The following is a 19,605-nucleotide window of genomic DNA, read 5'->3' on the forward strand; positions in this document are numbered from 1 at the left end:
ATATGCGCTTAGATAAGTTTTTAAAAGTTTCACGTTTAATTAAACGTCGTCCGTTGGCTAAGCAAATTGCTGAACAAAATAGGATTAAAGTAAATGGTCAGATTGCAAAACCTTCCGTTAACGTAGAAACTGGGGATGAAATTGAAATAACTTTTGGTCAAACAGTTGTAACAGTAAAGGTAACATCCGTTAAAGATCATGTTAGAAAGGAAGAAGCGACAACTCTTTATGAAGTAATAAAGGAAGAGAAAATTAATCGTGACGAATAGTTCTAACCTTGTCCTTTCCTTCATAGATTTTAGTAAGGAAGGTGACGAAGATGAATTATTATGAGCGTGTCGAAAATATAACAGTTCAAAAAGAACATCGTGTGAGCATTAACAACCGAAAAGAGCTTGAAATCAAAGGTGTAAAAGAAATTGACAGTTTTGACAACGAAGAATTTTTATTAGAAACAAATATGGGTTATTTAATTGTTCGTGGTCAAAATTTACAACTTAAAAATTTAAATGTCGAAGAAGGGATTGTTCAGATTCAAGGAAAAGTGTACGAGCTTACTTATGTAGATGAACAACAGCAGGAGAAAGCTAAAGGACTGTTTAGCAGGCTGTTTAGATGACGTTAAGCACCCAGTTAATAACGATGCTCTCTATGGTTGTGAGTGGGATTTATTTGGGGTTTGCAACAGAAACTTATCGGAGAATCTCTGTCATATGGAATAGTAAAAAAATGGTAACATTTATTATAGAAATTTTATATTGGATTATTCAAACATTGATACTTTTTTTCGTTCTATTCCAAGTGAATGACGGGGAGTTACGCGTATATATATTCTTAGCCTGTTTACTAGGGTTTAGCATATATGTCGTTATGTTTAAAACAATTTATATACGGGTTTTAGAATGGATTATTAAGGTTCTAGTCGCGATAACTTTGGGAATTATTAACATTATCAATACGCTTGTAATACGTCCGGTCAAATGGATTATTGAAGTTCTTCTTCGAATTGTCTATTTTATTGGTAATTTGTTGTATCGTATTCTCCGATTTATATTAAAAATATTGCTATCCCCATTTCGAATGCTTTTTTCCTACATTAGAAAGCTTATTCCTGAAAAAATTTGGAATAATGCTACCAAATTGGTTGCGTTTTGTAGTACAATAATATATAAAATAAAAAAATGGCTAAAAGAGGTTGTTCAAAAAGTTCGGTAAAGGTGATGTGAGGTACTTTGGCATCCACTTTTATCCCTTTTTTGAACTTGTTCTAAAAGGTAATTAATAAAAGGAGGTAAACCATTCATTGACTAGACCAAATAAAACTGTAGCAAGAATTAAATCTGAATATATGAACAAATACAATGCAGAATTAGAAAGAAAACGTCGTCGAAAGAAAAAGTTGATTCAGCGGCTAGTATTTGCGAGCGTGGTCATTGTTGTTACCTTGGGGTTTTTATTAAGTTACCATATAAAACAGCGATCACTTTATGCTGAAAAACAAGAACATTATAGTGAGCTAATTGAGCAGAAATCTGTTCTTGAAAAGGAAGAGAAGAATTTATTAGAAGAAATTGACTTGCTTAATGATGAAGAATACATATTAGACATTGCTAGAACAAATTACTTTTTGTCTAAGGAGGGCGAATTAATTTTTCAGTTACCTGAGGAAGAGGAGCGCTCTTATTGACATATTTTTGTTGAATCCGTATACTGGAATAAGGAAAGCTTTAAAAAAATTCAAGGAGGAGCATTTTTTTTATGTCGATTGAAGTAGGCAGCAAATTGCAAGGGAAGGTTACTGGAATCACACATTTTGGTGCTTTCGTAGAGTTAGAGAAAGGGACAACGGGACTTGTTCACATTAGTGAAGTTGCGGATAATTATGTTAAGGATATTAATGAACATTTAACTGTTGGCGATGAAATTAAAGTAAAAGTAATAAATGTGGAAAAAGATGGTAAAATCGGTTTATCAATTAAAAAAGCAAAAGATAGACCAGTACGCCAAAGGCACTCTCGAGAGCGTACAGAAAATTTTGAGTCAAAAATTAATCGTTTTCTAAAAGATTCTGAGGACCGTTTAGCCTCTTTAAAGAAGCACACGGAATCCAGACGTGGAGGTAGAGGTGCTAAGAGAGGTTAGCAAATTGCTGTCTAGAGTTGAATGCTCTGTTGATTAAATAATAAATATAAAAAGCAGATATCGCATAATGGTGATATCTGCTTTTTTGTATTGCTGTCGTACGTCACAACAAAAGGCGCCGCTACTATGCAAAATCCATAAACCGTGACATAAGGCACTGCTTATTAATAAATCGATACGGATCGACTCGACATCATGGAAAAAGACTCGCCGTTTTCCATGACTCTTACCGAAAACGGTCACGATTAATAACGAAACATTCCCGTTTTCCATAACTCTAACCCAAAACGGTCACGATTAACATCGAAACATTCCCGTTTTCCATGACTCTAACCCAAAATGGTCACGATTAATAACGAAACATGCCCGTTTTCCAAGACTCTAACCGAAAACGGTCACGATTAATAACGAAACATTCCCGTTTTCCATAACTCTAACCGAAAACGGTCACGATTAATACCGAAACATTCCCGTTTTCCATGACTCTAACCGAAAACGGTCACGATTAACATCGAAACATTCCCGTTTTCCATAACTCTAACCCAAAACGGTCACGATTAATATCGAAACATACCCGTTTTCCATGACTCTAACCCAAAACGGTCACGATTAATACCGAAACATGCCCGTTTTCCATAACTCTAACCCAAAACGGTCACGATTAACATCGAAACATTCCCGTTTTCCATGACTCTAACCGAAAACGGTCACGATTAATACCGAAACATTCCCGTTTTCCATGTCTCTAACCCAAAATGGTCACGATTAATATCGAAACATACCCGTCTTGCGGATCGACTCGACATCTTAGATCTGGACGCTGCATGTTGTTCATCGACTCACATTCCGGAGCGGAGGTAGAGTCACTTTTCCCCAACGGTAATAAATCGTTATGTCGCAGTTTACTTCAACTACGATGTCTAAAAACACCTAGACTTAAAAGTAGCGTTTTATTTTAAAAAACAAAAAATCTGCTACAGGATTGCGAGCAGATTTTCTTAAATTTAGTATAGCGGCGGAGGGAATTGAACCCCCAACCTTACGGGTATGAACCGTACGCTCTCGCCAGTTGAGCTACACCGCCATCGTTATAAAAGCAAATTTGACTTATCAACAAATCTATATGATCAAGCATAAATTGCCAACAAAAAATATAATACACGATAATAGATTTTTAGTCAACAAATCGATATTTCATGACATATCTTTTAATAATCCAATCTTTTAGTCACTTAATCTAGTGTTTTTATATGGCGTGATCTCATTTATTATTGATAACTTGTAAAACGACGCTTCTTCTCGTAGTAATCAGTCGAAGGAAAGTTAGAATGTGAATTAAATTTTGACAAAAAAAGGAGTGATAATATGATTTAATTATTATCACGACTATTATTGGGGAGGAGAAAGATTGTGAGTCAAGCTATAAAAGTAGAAAGTGTATTGGAAAAGAAACACAGCAATTGGAAAAGAAAGATCTCCACTTCTCTTAAGGAAATATTTATTGAAAAGAAGCTATTACTTTTTTTAGTTGGCCTATTATTAGGACGAGCTGTTATTTTATATAATATTTCACCATTCGCCATTGCATTTTTGGCAACAGCATGGGCGGTTTATCAGAGAAGAATGTTTGTAGTAGTTGCATTTGTTCTATTTGGAGCGTGGACCTACTCACTTGAACACGCTGTTTTTATAACAATTTCTACCGTAGTGTTTACGATCTTTGTCCAATTTTTAAAAGACAGGAATAACATGCGTGTATTGATGTTGTTCATCTTCTTATCTACTTCGCTAACACGATTGTTTTTATATTCTTTACCAAGTCAAATAACAGTGTATGAATTTGCTCATTTACTTGTAGAAGGGATACTAGGAATCGTTCTCTTTTTAATCTTTATGCAGAGCCTGCCATTATTAGCACTAAAAAGATACCAACCTGCATTAAAAAACGAAGAGTTAATTTGTATTATTATCTTGTTAGCCTCTATCTTAACTGGTTTCATCGGTTGGGAAATATCCGCTGTTTCATTAGAACATGTCTTTTCTCGATACATTGTACTTATTTTAGCATTTATGGGTGGAGCTGCAATCGGTTCGACAGTTGGCGTTGTTGCTGGTTTAATATTGTCTTTGGCAAATGTAGCTAACCTTTACCAAATGAGTATGTTAGCTTTTTCAGGTCTTTTGGGAGGGCTTTTACATGAAGGTAAAAAACACGGGGTTAGTGTAGGGTTATTAGTTGGGACATTTTTAGTTGGTATATACGGAGAAATGCAAACGTTAACATCTACAATGCTTGAGTCTATTATTGCCATTTTACTTTTTTACCTCACATCAAACACTCTATTAAAGCAGTTATCTAAATATATTCCCGGAACGACGGAATATTCATTTGAAGAACGAAAATACCTCCAAAAAATTAGAGATGTCACAGCTCAGCGTGTCGAACAATTTTCCGCAGTGTTTGAAGCATTGTCAAAAAGTTTTATTCAGTCTTCTGAAAAAACAAATGATCAAGAGCGGATCGATGAAACAGATTATTTTTTAAGCCTCGTTACAGAAAAAACATGTCAAATGTGCTTTATGAAGAAAAGGTGCTGGCAAAATAAATTTGATGATACATATAGTTTGATGGAAGACATGAAAAATGATTTAGTACTCCAAAGTGAAATACAAGCTATAAATTTGAAAAAATTTGAAAATCATTGTGTAAAGTCTAAACAAGTAATCGACACAATGGAAAAAGAAATATCTTTATTAAAAATAAATAAGAAACTTAAGAAGCAGGTGATGGAAAGTAAAAAAATTGTTGCCGATCAGTTAAAAGGTGTTTCTGATGTGATGGATAACTTTGCAAAAGAAATTGTAAAAGAAAGACAAAGACATGAAAAACAAGAGATTCAAATCATTAGAGCGTTAAAACAAATGGATATTCATCTGGAAAAAATTGATATATATCGTCTGGAAAAAGGAAGTATTGATATTGAAATGTCGATTATTTTTAAGGATTATCACGGAGAAGGATCAAAACTAATCGCTCCGGTACTAACAGATATTCTCCAAGAAACGATCATTGTTATGGAAGAAGAAATTTCGCCATTTCCTAATGGTATCAGTTTCTTAACGTTCGGATCAGCGAAGCAATATGTTGTCGAAACAGGTGTAGCAGTGGCTGCAAAGGGAGGAGGATTAATCTCAGGGGACTCGTTTACTACAATGGAACTTGGTAAAGGAAAGTATGCACTTGCGATTAGTGACGGAATGGGAAATGGATTACGTGCTCGTGAAGAAAGCATGGAAACGTTGCGATTATTGGAACAAATTTTACAGACGGGAATATCAGAACAGGTCGCAATAAAATCGATTAATTCTATTCTAGCCTTACGAACGACAGATGAAATATTTGCAACGCTTGACCTTGCGATTATTAATCTTCATAATGCTGTTTTACAATTTTTAAAAATTGGATCATCACCAAGTTTTATCAAAAGAGGGGATGAAATCATTCAACTGGAGGCGAATAATTTACCAATCGGGATTATTGAACATGTTGAGTTAGAGACTTTAAGTGAACCATTAAAATCAGAGGACATTTTAATCATGATGAGTGACGGTATATTTGATGGACCGAAGCAAATTAAAAATAATGATCTTTGGTTAAAGAGAAAAATTTTGAATATGAAAACAGATGAACCACAGGAAATTGCAGATTTATTACTTGAAGAAGTTATTCGTGGGGAGCAGGGGGTCATTCGGGATGATATGACGGTAGTAGTAGCGAAGATTAAAAAACATAAACCGAAATGGGCGACAATTCCTGTTACCCATGGAGAAGCTAAATAAAGTTCATTTCCCTCCTTGAATAGATAGATGTATAGATCACTTTTCAATTGGTCAAAATAGTAGGTAAATATAATGAAATGTGAAATATATGTTTCATAGACATTCAAGGAGGTAGATGAATTTGAGCAAAGGGACATTAAGGCAAATTCTATTACTAACAGATGGCTGTTCTAATAGTGGAGAAAGTCCCGTAAACAGTGCTGCGGTTGCCTTTAAAAGTGGAATAACAGTGAATGTTATCGGTATTCTGGATGATTATCAAAATGAAACGGATAGTGGTTTTACAGAAGTAGAAGAAATTGCTCGGGCTGGTGGAGGGATAAGTCAAATTGTTTATAAAGAGGATTTATCTCACACGGTACAAGCTGTTACGAGACAAGCAATGTCTCAGACTTTACAAGGATTTGTCAATAAGGAGCTTTCTAATATTCTCGGTAAAGAACAATCATTAGAGGAAATCGAGCCTGAAAAACGTGGAGAAGTGATGGAGATGGTCGAGGATCTTGGGGAAACATGTAATTTAGAAGTTCTTATTTTAGTAGATACGAGTGCGAGCATGCATGATAAATTACTTACAGTACAAGAAGCATTAATAGACTTATCAATCAATTTACATGCCAGAACAGGCGATAACATATTTTCAATTTACCAGTTTCCAAGTAAGCGAAAAAATACGGAAGTTGTACACGAGTGGTCGCCAAAACTTGAATCAATTTCTGTTATATTCCCTAAGCTAGTAACCGGTGGAGTAACCCCAACCGGTCCTGCGATACGAGATGCTATGTACCAGTTTGGAAAAATGGAGCTGAGAGGAAGTCTCTATTATGGCAAAAAATTTACAGAAGAAGGATAGTTTCTTTATTAGACAGGGAACAGTAATTGAAGGGAAATGGAATAAGAAAAAGTATATTGTGGAAAGAAAAATTGGCGCTGGTATGATTGGAACAGTTTACCTATGTAGAATGAGACAAAGATTAGTTGCATTAAAGATTAGTGAACAATCTAGTTCAATGACTGCTGAGGTGAATGTATTAAAGTCTCTAAACAAGGTTCAAGATAACCGTCTTGGACCTTTTTTATTAGATGTTGATGATTGGGAATCTGATCATGACCAGATGTATTCTTTTTATGTTATGGAATATATTAAAGGAGTAAGTATTGAAAAATTTGTGAAACAAAATGGATATGAATGGATCGGCGTATTTCTCATTCAAATGTTAGAACAACTGGAAAAGTTGCATCATGCTGGGTGGGTCTTTGGAGATTTGAAAAATGACAATATTTTAATCGAAGGTACTTCACCAATCGTACGATTTATCGACGTTGGTGGGACGACAAAAATAGGTAGATCCGTTAAAGAATACTCAGAATTTTATGATCGGGCGTATTGGCATTTAGGTACAAGAGAAGCAAAACCAAGTTATGATCTTTTTGCTGTTGTAATGGTCATATTAGCTATCTTTTATCCTGCTAAATTTAAAAGAAGTAAAGACTCTAAACGACTGTTACTGCACAAATTACATTCCATTTCTGAATTGAAATTGTACAATCAAAGTTTACAAAAAGCACTCTTAGGGAAGTACGTATCCGCAAGGGAAATGAAAGATGAGATCATGCATGTATTCGTTAAGCGGCAATTAAAAGATAAGAAAAAACATAAAAATTCATTGACCTACCTTGTTGAAGCGATTTATATTTCAATGTTATCGGGGATTTATTATGTTGTCTCCCAATTTATTTTTTAAGCAGATAAGAAAGTATAAAACTTTCCTACTGCATAAGTGCAACTAAGGCTTTCGCCAAGGCTTGGCTAAGCCTTAGTTTTCTAACAATGAACATACATTTTGACGGCGGTTTGACATCTTTAATTTAGTTAAATAAAAAAATGGTGCTTATGGGTGACAAGCCACAGCAAAAATCGTTATAATACAGGTAGAAATGAAAAGTTGGGATTGAACATGAAAATAAAGGTAGTAGATTTTATTTGCGACCATCAACTCATGGAAAAAAATAAGACTATTCTTATCGGAGTTTCAGGTGGACCTGACTCGATGGCTCTCCTTCATTTGTTATACACAATGAGAGAGGATTGGAACTTAAACGTTCATGTTGTTACAGTGGATCATCAATTGCGACCAGGAGATTCCGAAGCAGATGTTTATTATGTGAAGGAGATCTGCGAGAAATGGGACATTCCATTTATCTCATCCGTTGTTGACGTTACGACATATAAAAAGAAATTTAAGGTAAGCACACAAGTTGCTGCCCGAAAACTGCGTTATGACGTTTTTAGAGAAAAAATGAATCAATTTCAAGCCGATTATCTTGCTCTAGGGCATCATGGTGATGACCAAATAGAAACGTTAATTATGTCATTTGCCAGAACGACAAATTTACATGGCTTAACGGGAATACCTGTGACTAGGGATTTTTCAAAAGGTAAAATTATTCGTCCATTACTTTGTGTGACAAAAAAAGAAATTGAAAACTATTGTAAGAAAAATGATATTCACCCACGAATAGATTCCACTAATCACGATTCATATTATACTCGTAACGATATTCGGAAATCTATTGTGCCAAAACTAAAAGAAAGAAACAGCAACTTGCATACAACAATGCAACTATTAAGTGAGTCATTACAAGAAGATGAGCAATATTTAATTTCCGAAGCAAAAAAGGTTGTTGAAAAAGTTATTACATTTAACGAAAATAGTAAAAAGGCAAGCCTATGGATCTCCACTTTTAAAAGCTATCCATTACCTTTACAAAGACGGGCATTTCGATTAACATTAGACTATCTGTATGCTGACGGGATGCCGGATCAGTTAACACATATGCATGAATCCATCTTTTTATCATTAATAAATGAAGAAAAGAACAATAAGGTTGTACATTTCCCAAAGCAACTTTTTATAGAAAGGTCTTATGATAATTTATTTTTTTACTTTAAGGAAGAAAAAAGTACGAGTAAGGAATTTTATCGGGAGATTAGTGAAATTCCTGCCCGAATATCATTACCAAATGGGGCAATAGTAGCTATAACTTATGTTGATAAATTTTTAGAGAATAATCATGATAAATATACATATGTCTGTTTAGAGGAACAACTCACCTTTCCAATTCATATCCGTACAAGACGGCCTGGTGATCGTATGCGCTATAAAGGGCTCAAAGGAAGTAAGAAAATAAAGGATATATTAATTGATGAGAAAGTACCTCGTAATGAGAGAGAGAATATTTACATAGTTGCAGATAATACGGATAAAATTATTTGGTTGATCGGTATGAAAAAGGCAATTTTACCGAAGACGATCCATAAAAGTAACTATTTATTATTTGAATACATAGCAAAAGACTAAACTGCGAAAAAAGGAGGAAGAGAATGCAAAACGATATTGAAGAAATACTAATTACCGAGGAAGAAATTAAAAATAAATGTGCTGAAATCGGACAAATTTTAACAGAAGAATATAAGGATAAATTTCCGTTGTTAATTGGTGTTCTAAAGGGTGCTACTCTATTTATGGCAGATCTTTCTCGTCATATTGATACATATGTTGAAATGGATTTTATGGATGTATCCAGTTATGGAAGTGGTACACGATCATCTGGAGAAGTAAAAATAATCAAAGACCTTGATTCAAAAGTGGAAGGAAGAGACTTGCTTGTTATCGAGGATATTATTGATAGTGGTCTAACCTTGAGTTACCTAGTAGACTTATTTAAATATCGAAAAGCTAGATCCGTAAAGATTGTTACACTTTTAGATAAGCCGAGTGGAAGATCTGCGAAAATTAAAGCAGATATAATTGGCTTTAAAGTTCCGAATGCTTTTGTTGTAGGTTATGGGCTAGATTATAATGAGAAATATCGTAATCTTCCATATATTGGTATATTGAAGCCGGAAGTTTATGAATAAGTTATTTTAATGTTAAAAATATAACATGGTAGAACAGATGTTAGTAAGAGTAATTAGTTGTATTAACACTTTTTTCTATGTTACTATGTAATATAGTTTTCTCGCTTGGGAGGAGGTTTTTAAATGGACCGAATTTTTCGGAATATACTTTTCTATGCACTTATTTTTCTCGTATTAATTGGTGTAATAAGCTTGTTTAAAGGACAAAATGAACAGGCTGAAGAATATAATGTAAGACAATTTATGCAAGCATTAGATGACGGTGAAATCGCAGAAATGACGATGCAACCTAAAAATAAAATTATAAGAATTACTGGTTTACTTGAGAAAGATAAGCAACCGTTTATAGTTCAAGTTCCTGATAATACTGAAATCGTTGCGAAGATAACTGAAGTAGCTACTGAGCAAAGTGTGTTAAAAGTTGAAGAAGAAGAACAGCCAAGTGCCTTTGTAAATTTTTTGACGATGATGTTGCCATTTTTAATCATCGGTCTTATATTTTTCTTTATCTTCACTAGGGCGCAAGGTGGCGGCGGTGGAGGCCGTGTAATGAACTTTGGGAAAAGTAAGGCTAAGCTTTACAATGAGGAAAAAGCTAAAGTTCGTTTCTCTGATGTTGCCGGTGCTGATGAAGAGAAACAAGAATTGGTGGAAGTTGTTGAATTTTTAAAAGATCCACGTAAATTTACTAAGGTTGGAGCTCGTATTCCTAAAGGGGTATTATTAGTTGGACCACCGGGAACGGGGAAAACTTTACTAGCTCGTGCTGTTGCTGGAGAAGCGGGAACGCCGTTTTTCTCTATAAGTGGTTCTGACTTTGTTGAAATGTTCGTTGGTGTCGGTGCTTCTCGTGTTCGTGATTTGTTTGAGAATGCTAAGAAAAATGCACCTTGTATTATTTTTATTGACGAGATTGACGCAGTAGGTAGACAACGTGGTGCAGGTCTAGGTGGTGGACATGATGAACGTGAGCAAACCCTTAACCAGCTTCTCGTTGAAATGGATGGATTTGATGGAAATGAAGGAATTATTATGATTGCTGCAACGAACCGTCCTGATATTTTGGACCCGGCATTACTTCGTCCAGGGCGTTTTGATAGACAAATACCTGTTAATCAACCAGATGTTAAAGGTCGAGAAGCAGTCTTAAAGGTTCATGCAAGAAATAAACCTCTAGCAGAAGAAGTTGATTTAAAAACTATTGCTATGCGTACACCTGGTTTTTCGGGTGCCGATTTAGAAAACTTACTAAATGAGGCAGCTTTAGTTACAGCAAGACATGATAAAAATGTAATTACGATGGAAGAAATAGATGAAGCTATTGACCGTGTCATCGCAGGTCCTGCGAAGAAAAGTCGTGTTATTTCAGAGAAAGAACGTAAAATTGTCGCATATCATGAAAGTGGGCATACGGTTATTGGGATGGTCTTGGATGATGCCGATACGGTTCATAAGGTAACGATTGTTCCTCGAGGACAGGCCGGTGGATATGCAGTAATGCTTCCAAAAGAAGATCGTTATATGGTTACACGTGCTGAATTGTTTGACCGGATTACTGGATTACTTGGAGGTCGTGTGGCAGAAGAAATTATTTTTGGTAAAGATCATGTAAGTACGGGAGCTTCCAATGACTTCCAACGAGCAACTGGAATTGCTAAGAAGATGATTACTGAGTATGGAATGAGTGAAGAAATCGGACCTACACAGTTTAATGGCAGTGGAAGTGATGAAGTGTTTTTGGGTCGTGACATCAATAGTGATAAGAACTATAGTGAAGAGATTGCCCGTGCAATCGATTCGGAAACACAGAAATTCATCAATGAATGCTATGAACGTGCTAAACAGATTTTAACGGAAAATCGTGAAAAATTAGAGATAATTGCTGAAAAGCTACTTGAAGTAGAAACATTGGATGCTGAACAGATTCAATCTTTATTTGAAAATGGTGTAATGCCTGAACCGACAGTTGCTTCAGACAATGGCGAAATGCCAGTTGTAACTAACGAGGATAAAGAGCAAGCATCTTCTAATTCTGATGTTAAAGTAAATATTAATTCTAAACTAGAAGATGATTCAGAACCTGACAATTATGTGGAGGCAAAAGAAAAAGCAAATACACGAAAAGATAAAGATGATGATGACTCAACAGACGTCATTGATGATGTTAAAAAACCCGAGTAAATTATTGAAGACCTTTCATTCTGCGCAGAATGGAAGGTCTTTTTGATTGTAACCAAATCATTTTGAAACTTGCTAAAATAAATTATTAATCTTGGCTCTAACAGATTATACATTACTTCCATAGCTCTCACGTTAAAGATGGGCTAATTAATTGTACCCGGTCTATCTCTGTGTGGTATATTAAATTTAACGTTTTATGTTGGAAGGTAAGAAAGTATAAAACTTTCTTACTTTATACATTCAACTTTGGCTTTCGCCATAAAAGCTTGGCGATAAGCCAAGTTTACTAAGGGGAGTATAGGGAATATGATATTTGTACTTGACATTGGAAATACTAACACTGTACTTGGCGTTTTTGATCATGGAAAATTGAAACACGAATGGCGTATTCAGACGGATCGCCATAAAACAGAAGATGAATTTGGAATTTTAGTTAAGTCACTATTTGACTTTAAACATATACAATTTTCGGAGATAGAAGGAATTATTATATCCTCCGTTGTCCCACCAATTATGAAAGCATTGGAAAAAATGTGTCAAATATATTTTGGAATAACGCCTTTAGTAGTTGGAAAGGAACAAGTAAATACACTTCTTGAGATAAAATATCCGCAACCAAAAGAAATTGGCGCTGACCGTATTGTAAACGCAGTTGCAGCGATTGAGATGTTTCAAACACCGTTAATTATTATCGACTTTGGAACGGCAACGACATTTTGTTATGTTGATGAACACCAAGCTTATCATGGTGGCATTATAACGCCGGGTATAAAAATATCAATGGATGCGTTATATAGTAATGCATCAAAATTACCTAAAATTGAAATTGAAAAACCTGAAAATGTTATTGGTAAGTCAACTGTTGAAGCAATGCAATCAGGTGTTTATTATGGATATGTCGGACAGGTTGATGGTATTGTTAATCGGATGAGAGAATATATGAACAATGATCCAACCATTATTGCAACTGGTGGCCTTGCTTCTTTAATTGCAAGAGAATCTGAAACAATCCAGTATATAGAACCACACCTAACATTAAAAGGACTGTATCATATTTACCGACAAAACAAAACGATGTATTAAAGGAATGGGATACTTATGCAAGATTATATTGTAAAATCTACTGTATATGACGGAATGGTTCGGGCTTATGCAGCGAGCACTACCGAAACGGTTGAAGAAGCAAGGAAAAGGCAAGATACTTGGGCAACCGCTTCCGCTGCATTGGGGCGGACACTTACCATTACAAGTTTAATGGGCGCAATGTTAAAAGGTGAAGATACATTAACCGTGAAAGTGGAAGGAAATGGTCCGTTAGGGGCAGTTATTGCAGATGGAAATGCGAAAGGCGACGTGCGTGGTTATGTCTTGCATCCGCATGTGGATTTTCCTTTAAATGAACACGGTAAGCTTGATGTCAGACGTGCAGTGGGAATTGAAGGAACATTAAGCGTTGTAAAAGATTTAGGCCTAAAAGATTATTTTACAGGACAAGTTCCGCTTGTTTCTGGAGAAATAAGCGAAGACTTTACATATTATTTCGCAACTTCAGAACAAATACCATCTGCGGTTGGTGCAGGAGTGTTAATTAACTCTGACCACTCTGTCCTAGCTGCTGGTGGATTTATTCTACAGCTTATGCCTGGAGCAGATGATGAACTAGTCACTAAACTTGAAAAAAGAATTGAAAGTTTCCCGCAGATATCTATTTTAATTCAAGAAGGGAACAATCCGGAGCAAATGTTACAAAAGTTATTTGTTGATGAAAAAGTCGAATTTCATGAAACAGTACCTGTTCGTTACAAATGTAAATGCTCAAAGGAAAGAATGGAAAATGCAATCAAAGGTTTAGGTAAAGAAGAAATTAGACAAATGATAGAAGAAGACCATGGCGCTGAAGCAACTTGTCACTTTTGTAATGAAGTTTATCACCTTTCAGAGGATGAATTAAAGGCACTTATTACAGAATGATATAAAAGGTTCTCATAAAAATATTATTAACCCAAACTTGAGGTTGTTTTATTATTTATGAATTGTACATGAAAATTTTTACAATATAATCGCAGTACAAAATGGGTTCTAATGGATAAAATGGTTGACAAATTAGTTGTTAGAGGATATATTATTAATAAATCCTATAAACTTACTATGGATTAGGAGGCGTTTTAAATGAGAGTGACAAATGACATTACTGGTTTAATAGGGGAAACTCCTATCGTTAAATTAAACCGTACAGTAGATGAAGATAGTGCAGATATTTATGTAAAACTTGAGTTTTTTAATCCGGCAAGTTCGGTAAAAGATCGTATTGCTCTTGCAATGGTTGAACGTGCTGAGAAAGAAGGAGTACTTAAACCAGGGGACACGATAGTGGAGCCAACTAGTGGTAATACAGGTATTGGTCTAGCACTAGTAGCTGCAGCAAAAGGATATAGACTAGTTGTCGTTATGCCAGATACGATGAGCCAGGAAAGACGGAATTTACTACGTGCTTACGGAGCAGAATTATTTTTAACTCCAGGGGCAAACGGGATGAAGGGTGCTATTGAAAAAGCGGAACAACTCAAAGAAGAGCATGGATATTTCATGCCGCAGCAATTTGATAATGAAGCAAACCCTGCAATCCATGTCAAGACTACAGGTCAAGAAATTGTAAAACAAATGTCTGACGGTTTAGATGCCTTTATTTCGGGCATTGGAACAGGCGGAACGATTACAGGGGCGGGAAAAGTACTAAAAGAACATTTTGATGGAGTTAAAATTTATGCAGTTGAACCGGTAGATTCACCAGTTTTATCAGGAGGTTCACCTGGTCCACATAAAATTCAAGGAATTGGAGCAGGTTTTGTACCAAAAGTGTTAGATACAGAAATTTATGAAGATATAATTAAAATTTCGAATGAAGAAGCATTTGAAGCATCTCGTGAAACGGCTCAAAAAGAAGGAATTTTAGGTGGAATCTCCGCAGGTGCTGCTATTGCAGCTGCTAGAAAAGTTGCCAAAGAATTAGGTGAAGGAAAAAAAGTATTAGCAATTCTTCCTGACAATGGTGAACGATATTTATCTACAGCGCTTTACCAGTTTGAAGATTAATTTAATAAACAATGTTTAGTTGAAAGTAGCACAAAGATGTGTTACTTTTTTGCTTTTGAGTTCTAAACAATGGGAGTTTAAATAAGTTCGAATTAATTTTAAGGTTTTTTCATAGGCAGTTAATATAGTATAACTACTTTCATGAGTCGCTCACTGACTAAGAACGCGACGTATTTGGACTGCGCTTACTCGTCCCATCGAAGACCATTAGCACTTTCGTTCGTGCCACCGTAAAGATTTGTCTCAGGCGCCAGTACTAGTACGCCAATTATTCGCAAGTGCAACCTAGGCAATTCGCCCAACGGCTTGCATTCCGGAGCATAAGCGCAACATCCCTAGTCACCGTCACTAACGGAACTGTAGGAAGACCGACTTAGAACAGGTTTTTAGCCTAACGTCGGCATACCCCTAGTGATGAGGGCATGTTTTCTTTAACGAGTGCCAAGTTTTCTAATGATAATGATTTGCAAAATGAGTCACTGTTTTATTCGTTTGTGGTAAACTAAACATGTATTATCTCATTGTAAGTACCTAGAGAATTTTACATATCGTTCATTTTGGGGGAAGATGTATCATGGATTTAATAACAAAGTCAAAAACATACCATCTAAATGAAAGAACACATATAATGGGAATCTTAAATGTCACCCCTGACTCTTTCTCTGACGGTGGCAACTATAATTCAATTGAAAAAGCTGTTTTACAAGCGAAAAAGATGGAAGAAGCAGGTGCTGATATAATTGATATTGGTGGTGAATCAACAAGGCCAGATCATGAACCAATCGATGTGGAAGAGGAAATTAAACGGGTCGTTCCAATAATTAAAGCACTCAAAGAGGAGATTAATATCCCAATTTCGATTGATACGTACAAAGCTGAAACGGCAAAACAAGCAATTGAATCGGGAGCGGAAATAATTAATGATATATGGGGCGCAAAACATGATCCAGAAATGGCTGATGTTGCTGCAACATACGAGGTACCGATTATTTTAATGCACAACCGTACAAATAAGAAATATGAAGCGCTTATTGAGGATATGGTTACAGATCTACAGGATAGTATTGACATTGTGAAGCGAGCTGGGGTTAAAGATAAAAATATTATTCTTGATCCAGGAGTTGGTTTCGGAAAAGAATTGGAAGATAATTATGTAGTAATGAGGCATTTGGATAAATTTATTGAACGACTACCTTATCCATTATTATTAGCTACATCTCGCAAATCTTTCATAAGTAAAGTACTTGATGTCCCGCCAAAAGACCGGGATAATGCAACAGGAGCAACTACTTGTATGGGTATTTTAAAAGGAGCTCATATCGTTCGTGTCCACGACGTAAAGCGAACAGTAGAATTAGCGAAAATGATGGATGCGATGGTAAAAGGAGTTGGGATCTCTGGATAAGATTTTTCTAAATAAGATGGAATTTTATGGGTATCATGGACTTTTTGAAGAAGAAAAGAAGTTAGGGCAAAGATTCTTTGTAGATGTGGAATTGGAGACATCTTTAAAAACGGCGGGGAAAACAGATAATATGAATGATTCGATTGATTATGGAAAAGTTTACTTTATTATAAAAGATATTGTAGAAGGTAAAGCAAATAATTTAATTGAAACAGTTGCTGAAGAAATTGCAGATGCTTTATTAAATTCCTTCGCCACCCTTATGGCTTGTACTGTTAAAGTAATTAAGCCCGACGCACCGATACCTGGGCATTATGAATCGGTAGCGGTACAAATATATAGGGAGCGAGAAAAATGAATACGGTATATATCGGATTAGGTTCCAACATCGATCCCCGTAGACAATATTTAGAAGACGCCATTAACAAGTTAAGGCAAAATGAGCATATAAAGCTTGAAAAAACTTCTTCAATATATGAAACTGCTCCTGTAGGGTATATTGACCAAGATCCATTTTTAAATATGGTTATTAAAATCAAAACTTCATTAACAAGTCATGATTTACTTGAGGTTTGTCAAGAAATAGAGCGACAATTAGGCAGAGAAAAAACATTTAAAAATGGTCCCAGGACAATTGACCTCGACATTTTGTTTTATAATAGTGAATATAGCGATCTAGAAAAATTACAACTTCCTCACCCACGTTTACACAAACGTGCATTTGTGTTAGTACCATTATGTGAAATTGCTCCTAACATTGTTATGCCGACTACAGGTAGTCGGGTTGATGAATTATTAGATAACTTATCTGATAAGGATAAAAAAGAAGTTGTTAAATGGGAAGAAGACTAATATAATTTTGATGATAGGGAATTAAAAGCCAGACTCGTTTGCCTAGAACTGAATTGGTGATAAAGGTATTGTAAATCCTAAGGAGAAAACGAACATGTTATAGATAGATGAAAAAAAGCGATACCGATGATTGAAAGATGGCAAAAAAAGAAACGTTGAAGCAACGAAGTTTATAGATAGCATCTAAATTTGAACATATTGCATAGCTAAAAACAATACAAAGAGCATCATGAGCAATTATAACGTAAATATGCTATGATTTAGTGTAGATTTATTAAACTGGACGTGCTTTAAATTAACATAATGAATATGAAATTTTATGGAGTGATAAGGTTGTCAGAAGAATTAAATGAGCATATGCAAGTCCGTAGGGAGAAATTAGCATCCTATTACGACAAAGGAATAGATCCTTTTGGAGGGAAATTTGTTCGAACAGACCTTGCTAAAGAGTTGCATGAATTATATGGAGAATTATCTAAAGAAGAACTAGCTGAAAAGGAAGTTTCCACTACAGTAGCTGGAAGAGTTATGACAAAGCGGGGAAAAGGAAAAGTAGGATTTACCCATATACAGGATAAGAGTGAACAAATACAGTTATATGTTAGAAAAGATGAAATTGGAGAAGAAGCATACGAAGTTTTTAAAACTGTCGATATTGGTGACATTGTCGGTGTAACTGGGATAGTATTTAAAACAAATGTTGGTGAATTATCTATCCAAGTTAAAGAATTTACTTTATTATCAAAATCGCTTCGTCCATTACCAGATAAATATCACGGACTACAAGATATCGAATTAAGATATCGTAAAAGGTACCTAGATTTAATCACTAATCAAAAGAGTCGCGAATTATTTGTCACACGAAGTAAGATAATTTCGTCTATGCGTCATTACTTAGATGGACAGGGTTTCTTAGAAGTTGAAACACCAATGCTACATACAATTCCCGGTGGGGCAACGGCAAGACCTTTCCAAACACATCATAATGCTTTAGACATTGAACTGTATATGCGTATAGCGATAGAACTCCATTTGAAACGACTGATTGTTGGTGGTTTAGAAAAGGTATATGAAATTGGTCGGGTATTTAGAAATGAAGGAATATCAACACGTCACAGTCCAGAGTTTACAATGATTGAATTGTACGAAGCATATGCAGACTATCAAGATATAATGGACTTAACTGAAAACCTGATTGCTCATATAGCGAAAGAAGTCTTAGGTAATACAACAGTAACGTATGGCGATCATGAAGTAAATTTAGAACCGAAATGGACTAGACTTCATATGGTTGATGCAATTAAAGAATATGTAGGCGTTGATTTTTGGCAAGAAATGACGGATGAACAAGCAAGAGATTTAGCGAAAGAACATGAGGTAACTATAACCGATACGATGACGTATGGTCATATTGTGAATGAATTTTTCGAACAAAAAATTGAAGATAAATTAATTCAGCCTACGTTTATTTACGGACACCCTGTTGAGGTTTCACCACTTGCTAAAAAGAATAAAGATGATGAGCGATTTACGGATCGTTTTGAATTATTTATTGTTGGTAGAGAACATGCAAATGCATTTAGTGAATTAAATGATCCAATTGATCAACGAGCACGCTTTGAGGCACAAGTGGCTGAAAGAGAAGCAGGAAATGATGAAGCGCATTTAATGGATGAAGACTTTTTGGAGGCACTGGAATACGGCATGCCGCCAACAGGTGGACTAGGAATCGGAATCGACCGACTCGTAATGTTATTAACAAATGCTCCATCCATCCGAGATGTATTGCTTTTTCCACAAATGCGAACAAAATAATATAAACACATATAGGTATGGTTTAGATGTACTACTCCTATATGTGTTTTTTAATTATTAAGGCATGAACATATTTGGTGTATTGTTATTAAAGTTTTGAGGAAATGAAAGTATTTTAGACATTGCATTTCATTTTTACATATGTTATATTAATTATCGGCTCAAATGAGCTAGGACATTTTAGAAATCAACAAAATTTATATTTACTGGATTTTTGAATGATTTTCATTATAATAGTAAATGTTGAGTGATTTTCAAAAATATTTCAAAAAGATTTCAAAAAAATGTTGACACTGGAAGTTAAAATGTGTTATATTATAAAAGTCGCTGTTTTGAGAAAGAACAGCAGGAATTA

The 19,605-nt window shown here is 35.2% G+C and carries 18 protein-coding genes and 1 tRNA gene; 18 read left to right on the plus strand and 1 reads right to left on the minus strand.

Annotation, left to right across the window (positions count from 1 at the left end; translation table 11 throughout):
- Positions 1-2: 2 nt before the first annotated feature.
- The 5 genes from SPD89_RS17010 to SPD89_RS17030 all read left to right on the plus strand — a co-directional run bounded on the left by SPD89_RS17010 (position 3) and on the right by SPD89_RS17030 (position 2,142).
- Positions 3-269, plus strand: coding sequence for an RNA-binding S4 domain-containing protein (locus SPD89_RS17010; protein ID WP_336263143.1), 267 nt, complete (start codon positions 3-5; stop codon positions 267-269).
- Positions 270-319: 50 nt separating this feature from the next.
- Positions 320-619 carry a sporulation protein YabP gene (gene yabP / locus SPD89_RS17015; protein WP_336263144.1) on the plus strand — a complete coding sequence of 100 codons (300 nt, stop codon included), beginning with the start codon at positions 320-322 and terminating at the stop codon, positions 617-619.
- Positions 616-1,215: a spore cortex biosynthesis protein YabQ gene (gene yabQ, locus SPD89_RS17020; protein WP_336263145.1), complete on the plus strand. Its 600-nt coding sequence runs from the start codon at positions 616-618 to the stop codon at positions 1,213-1,215. Before yabP ends, yabQ begins: the two co-directional genes overlap by 4 nt.
- An 88-nt stretch (positions 1,216-1,303) precedes the next feature.
- Positions 1,304-1,687, plus strand: coding sequence for an FtsB family cell division protein (locus tag SPD89_RS17025; protein WP_336263146.1), 384 nt, complete (start codon positions 1,304-1,306; stop codon positions 1,685-1,687).
- Between the two features lie 71 nt (positions 1,688-1,758).
- Positions 1,759-2,142, plus strand: coding sequence for a S1 domain-containing RNA-binding protein (locus SPD89_RS17030; protein WP_336263147.1), 384 nt, complete (start codon positions 1,759-1,761; stop codon positions 2,140-2,142).
- Positions 2,143-3,152: 1,010 nt separating this feature from the next.
- Here the strand turns inward: SPD89_RS17030 and SPD89_RS17035 are convergent.
- A tRNA-Met gene (locus SPD89_RS17035) sits at positions 3,153-3,226 on the minus strand.
- Positions 3,227-3,552: 326 nt separating this feature from the next.
- On the opposite strand from SPD89_RS17035, the gene spoIIE reads away from it, so the two are divergent.
- From spoIIE to lysS, 13 genes are all read left to right on the plus strand, one after another.
- On the plus strand, positions 3,553-5,982 hold the full coding sequence (gene spoIIE / locus SPD89_RS17040) for a stage II sporulation protein E (protein ID WP_336263148.1): 2,430 nt from the start codon (positions 3,553-3,555) through the stop codon (positions 5,980-5,982).
- Between the two features lie 121 nt (positions 5,983-6,103).
- The gene (locus SPD89_RS17045; RefSeq protein WP_336263149.1) at positions 6,104-6,835 is read left to right on the plus strand and encodes a hypothetical protein; all 732 of its coding nucleotides are present in this window, start codon (positions 6,104-6,106) and stop codon (positions 6,833-6,835) included.
- Positions 6,807-7,727, plus strand: a complete 921-nt coding sequence (locus tag SPD89_RS17050; protein WP_336263150.1) for a protein kinase domain-containing protein — start codon at positions 6,807-6,809, stop codon at positions 7,725-7,727. The genes SPD89_RS17045 and SPD89_RS17050 overlap by 29 nt, the downstream gene beginning before the upstream one ends.
- 213 nt (positions 7,728-7,940) lie before the next feature.
- A complete protein-coding gene (tilS, locus tag SPD89_RS17055) occupies positions 7,941-9,344 on the plus strand; it encodes a tRNA lysidine(34) synthetase TilS (RefSeq protein WP_336263151.1) in 1,404 nt (467 codons plus the stop codon).
- 23 nt (positions 9,345-9,367) lie between these two features.
- Positions 9,368-9,904 carry a hypoxanthine phosphoribosyltransferase gene (hpt, locus tag SPD89_RS17060; protein ID WP_336263152.1) on the plus strand — a complete coding sequence of 179 codons (537 nt, stop codon included), beginning with the start codon at positions 9,368-9,370 and terminating at the stop codon, positions 9,902-9,904.
- A gap of 123 nt (positions 9,905-10,027) precedes the next feature.
- On the plus strand, positions 10,028-12,085 hold the full coding sequence (gene ftsH, locus SPD89_RS17065; protein WP_336263153.1) for an ATP-dependent zinc metalloprotease FtsH: 2,058 nt from the start codon (positions 10,028-10,030) through the stop codon (positions 12,083-12,085).
- Between the two features lie 306 nt (positions 12,086-12,391).
- Entirely contained in the window at positions 12,392-13,168 is a 777-nt protein-coding gene (locus tag SPD89_RS17070) for a type III pantothenate kinase (protein WP_336263154.1), read from the plus strand.
- 15 nt (positions 13,169-13,183) lie between these two features.
- The gene (gene hslO / locus SPD89_RS17075) at positions 13,184-14,056 is read left to right on the plus strand and encodes an Hsp33 family molecular chaperone HslO (protein WP_336263155.1); all 873 of its coding nucleotides are present in this window, start codon (positions 13,184-13,186) and stop codon (positions 14,054-14,056) included.
- Positions 14,057-14,254: 198 nt separating this feature from the next.
- Positions 14,255-15,178, plus strand: a complete 924-nt coding sequence (gene cysK, locus SPD89_RS17080; RefSeq protein WP_336263156.1) for a cysteine synthase A — start codon at positions 14,255-14,257, stop codon at positions 15,176-15,178.
- 574 nt (positions 15,179-15,752) lie between these two features.
- A complete protein-coding gene (gene folP / locus SPD89_RS17085) occupies positions 15,753-16,583 on the plus strand; it encodes a dihydropteroate synthase (protein WP_336263157.1) in 831 nt (276 codons plus the stop codon).
- Positions 16,576-16,941, plus strand: coding sequence for a dihydroneopterin aldolase (gene folB, locus SPD89_RS17090; RefSeq protein ID WP_336263160.1), 366 nt, complete (start codon positions 16,576-16,578; stop codon positions 16,939-16,941). Before folP ends, folB begins: the two co-directional genes overlap by 8 nt.
- On the plus strand, positions 16,938-17,435 hold the full coding sequence (gene folK, locus SPD89_RS17095) for a 2-amino-4-hydroxy-6-hydroxymethyldihydropteridine diphosphokinase (protein WP_336263158.1): 498 nt from the start codon (positions 16,938-16,940) through the stop codon (positions 17,433-17,435). Before folB ends, folK begins: the two co-directional genes overlap by 4 nt.
- Positions 17,436-17,768: 333 nt before the next feature.
- On the plus strand, positions 17,769-19,250 hold the full coding sequence (gene lysS, locus SPD89_RS17100; protein ID WP_336263159.1) for a lysine--tRNA ligase: 1,482 nt from the start codon (positions 17,769-17,771) through the stop codon (positions 19,248-19,250).
- The last annotated feature ends 355 nt before the right edge of the window (positions 19,251-19,605 follow it).

The organism is Pseudogracilibacillus sp. SO30301A (assembly GCF_037072025.1).
In the GTDB taxonomy this organism is placed as follows: Bacteria; Bacillota; Bacilli; order Bacillales; family Amphibacillaceae; genus Pseudogracilibacillus.

Bases quoted from the DNA above. Each gene is read 5' to 3' on its own strand.
- SPD89_RS17010 (WP_336263143.1), top strand. From the start codon at position 3: ATGCGCTTAGATAAGTTTTTAAAAGTTTCACGTTTAATTAAACGTCGT.
- yabP (WP_336263144.1), top strand. From the start codon at position 320: ATGAATTATTATGAGCGTGTCGAAAATATAACAGTTCAAAAAGAACAT.
- yabQ (WP_336263145.1), top strand. From the start codon at position 616: ATGACGTTAAGCACCCAGTTAATAACGATGCTCTCTATGGTTGTGAGT.
- SPD89_RS17030 (WP_336263147.1), top strand. From the start codon at position 1,759: ATGTCGATTGAAGTAGGCAGCAAATTGCAAGGGAAGGTTACTGGAATC.
- SPD89_RS17050 (WP_336263150.1), top strand. From the start codon at position 6,807: ATGGCAAAAAATTTACAGAAGAAGGATAGTTTCTTTATTAGACAGGGA.
- tilS (WP_336263151.1), top strand. From the start codon at position 7,941: ATGAAAATAAAGGTAGTAGATTTTATTTGCGACCATCAACTCATGGAA.
- hpt (WP_336263152.1), top strand. From the start codon at position 9,368: ATGCAAAACGATATTGAAGAAATACTAATTACCGAGGAAGAAATTAAA.
- ftsH (WP_336263153.1), top strand. From the start codon at position 10,028: ATGGACCGAATTTTTCGGAATATACTTTTCTATGCACTTATTTTTCTC.
- SPD89_RS17070 (WP_336263154.1), top strand. From the start codon at position 12,392: ATGATATTTGTACTTGACATTGGAAATACTAACACTGTACTTGGCGTT.
- hslO (WP_336263155.1), top strand. From the start codon at position 13,184: ATGCAAGATTATATTGTAAAATCTACTGTATATGACGGAATGGTTCGG.
- cysK (WP_336263156.1), top strand. From the start codon at position 14,255: ATGAGAGTGACAAATGACATTACTGGTTTAATAGGGGAAACTCCTATC.
- folP (WP_336263157.1), top strand. From the start codon at position 15,753: ATGGATTTAATAACAAAGTCAAAAACATACCATCTAAATGAAAGAACA.
- folK (WP_336263158.1), top strand. From the start codon at position 16,938: ATGAATACGGTATATATCGGATTAGGTTCCAACATCGATCCCCGTAGA.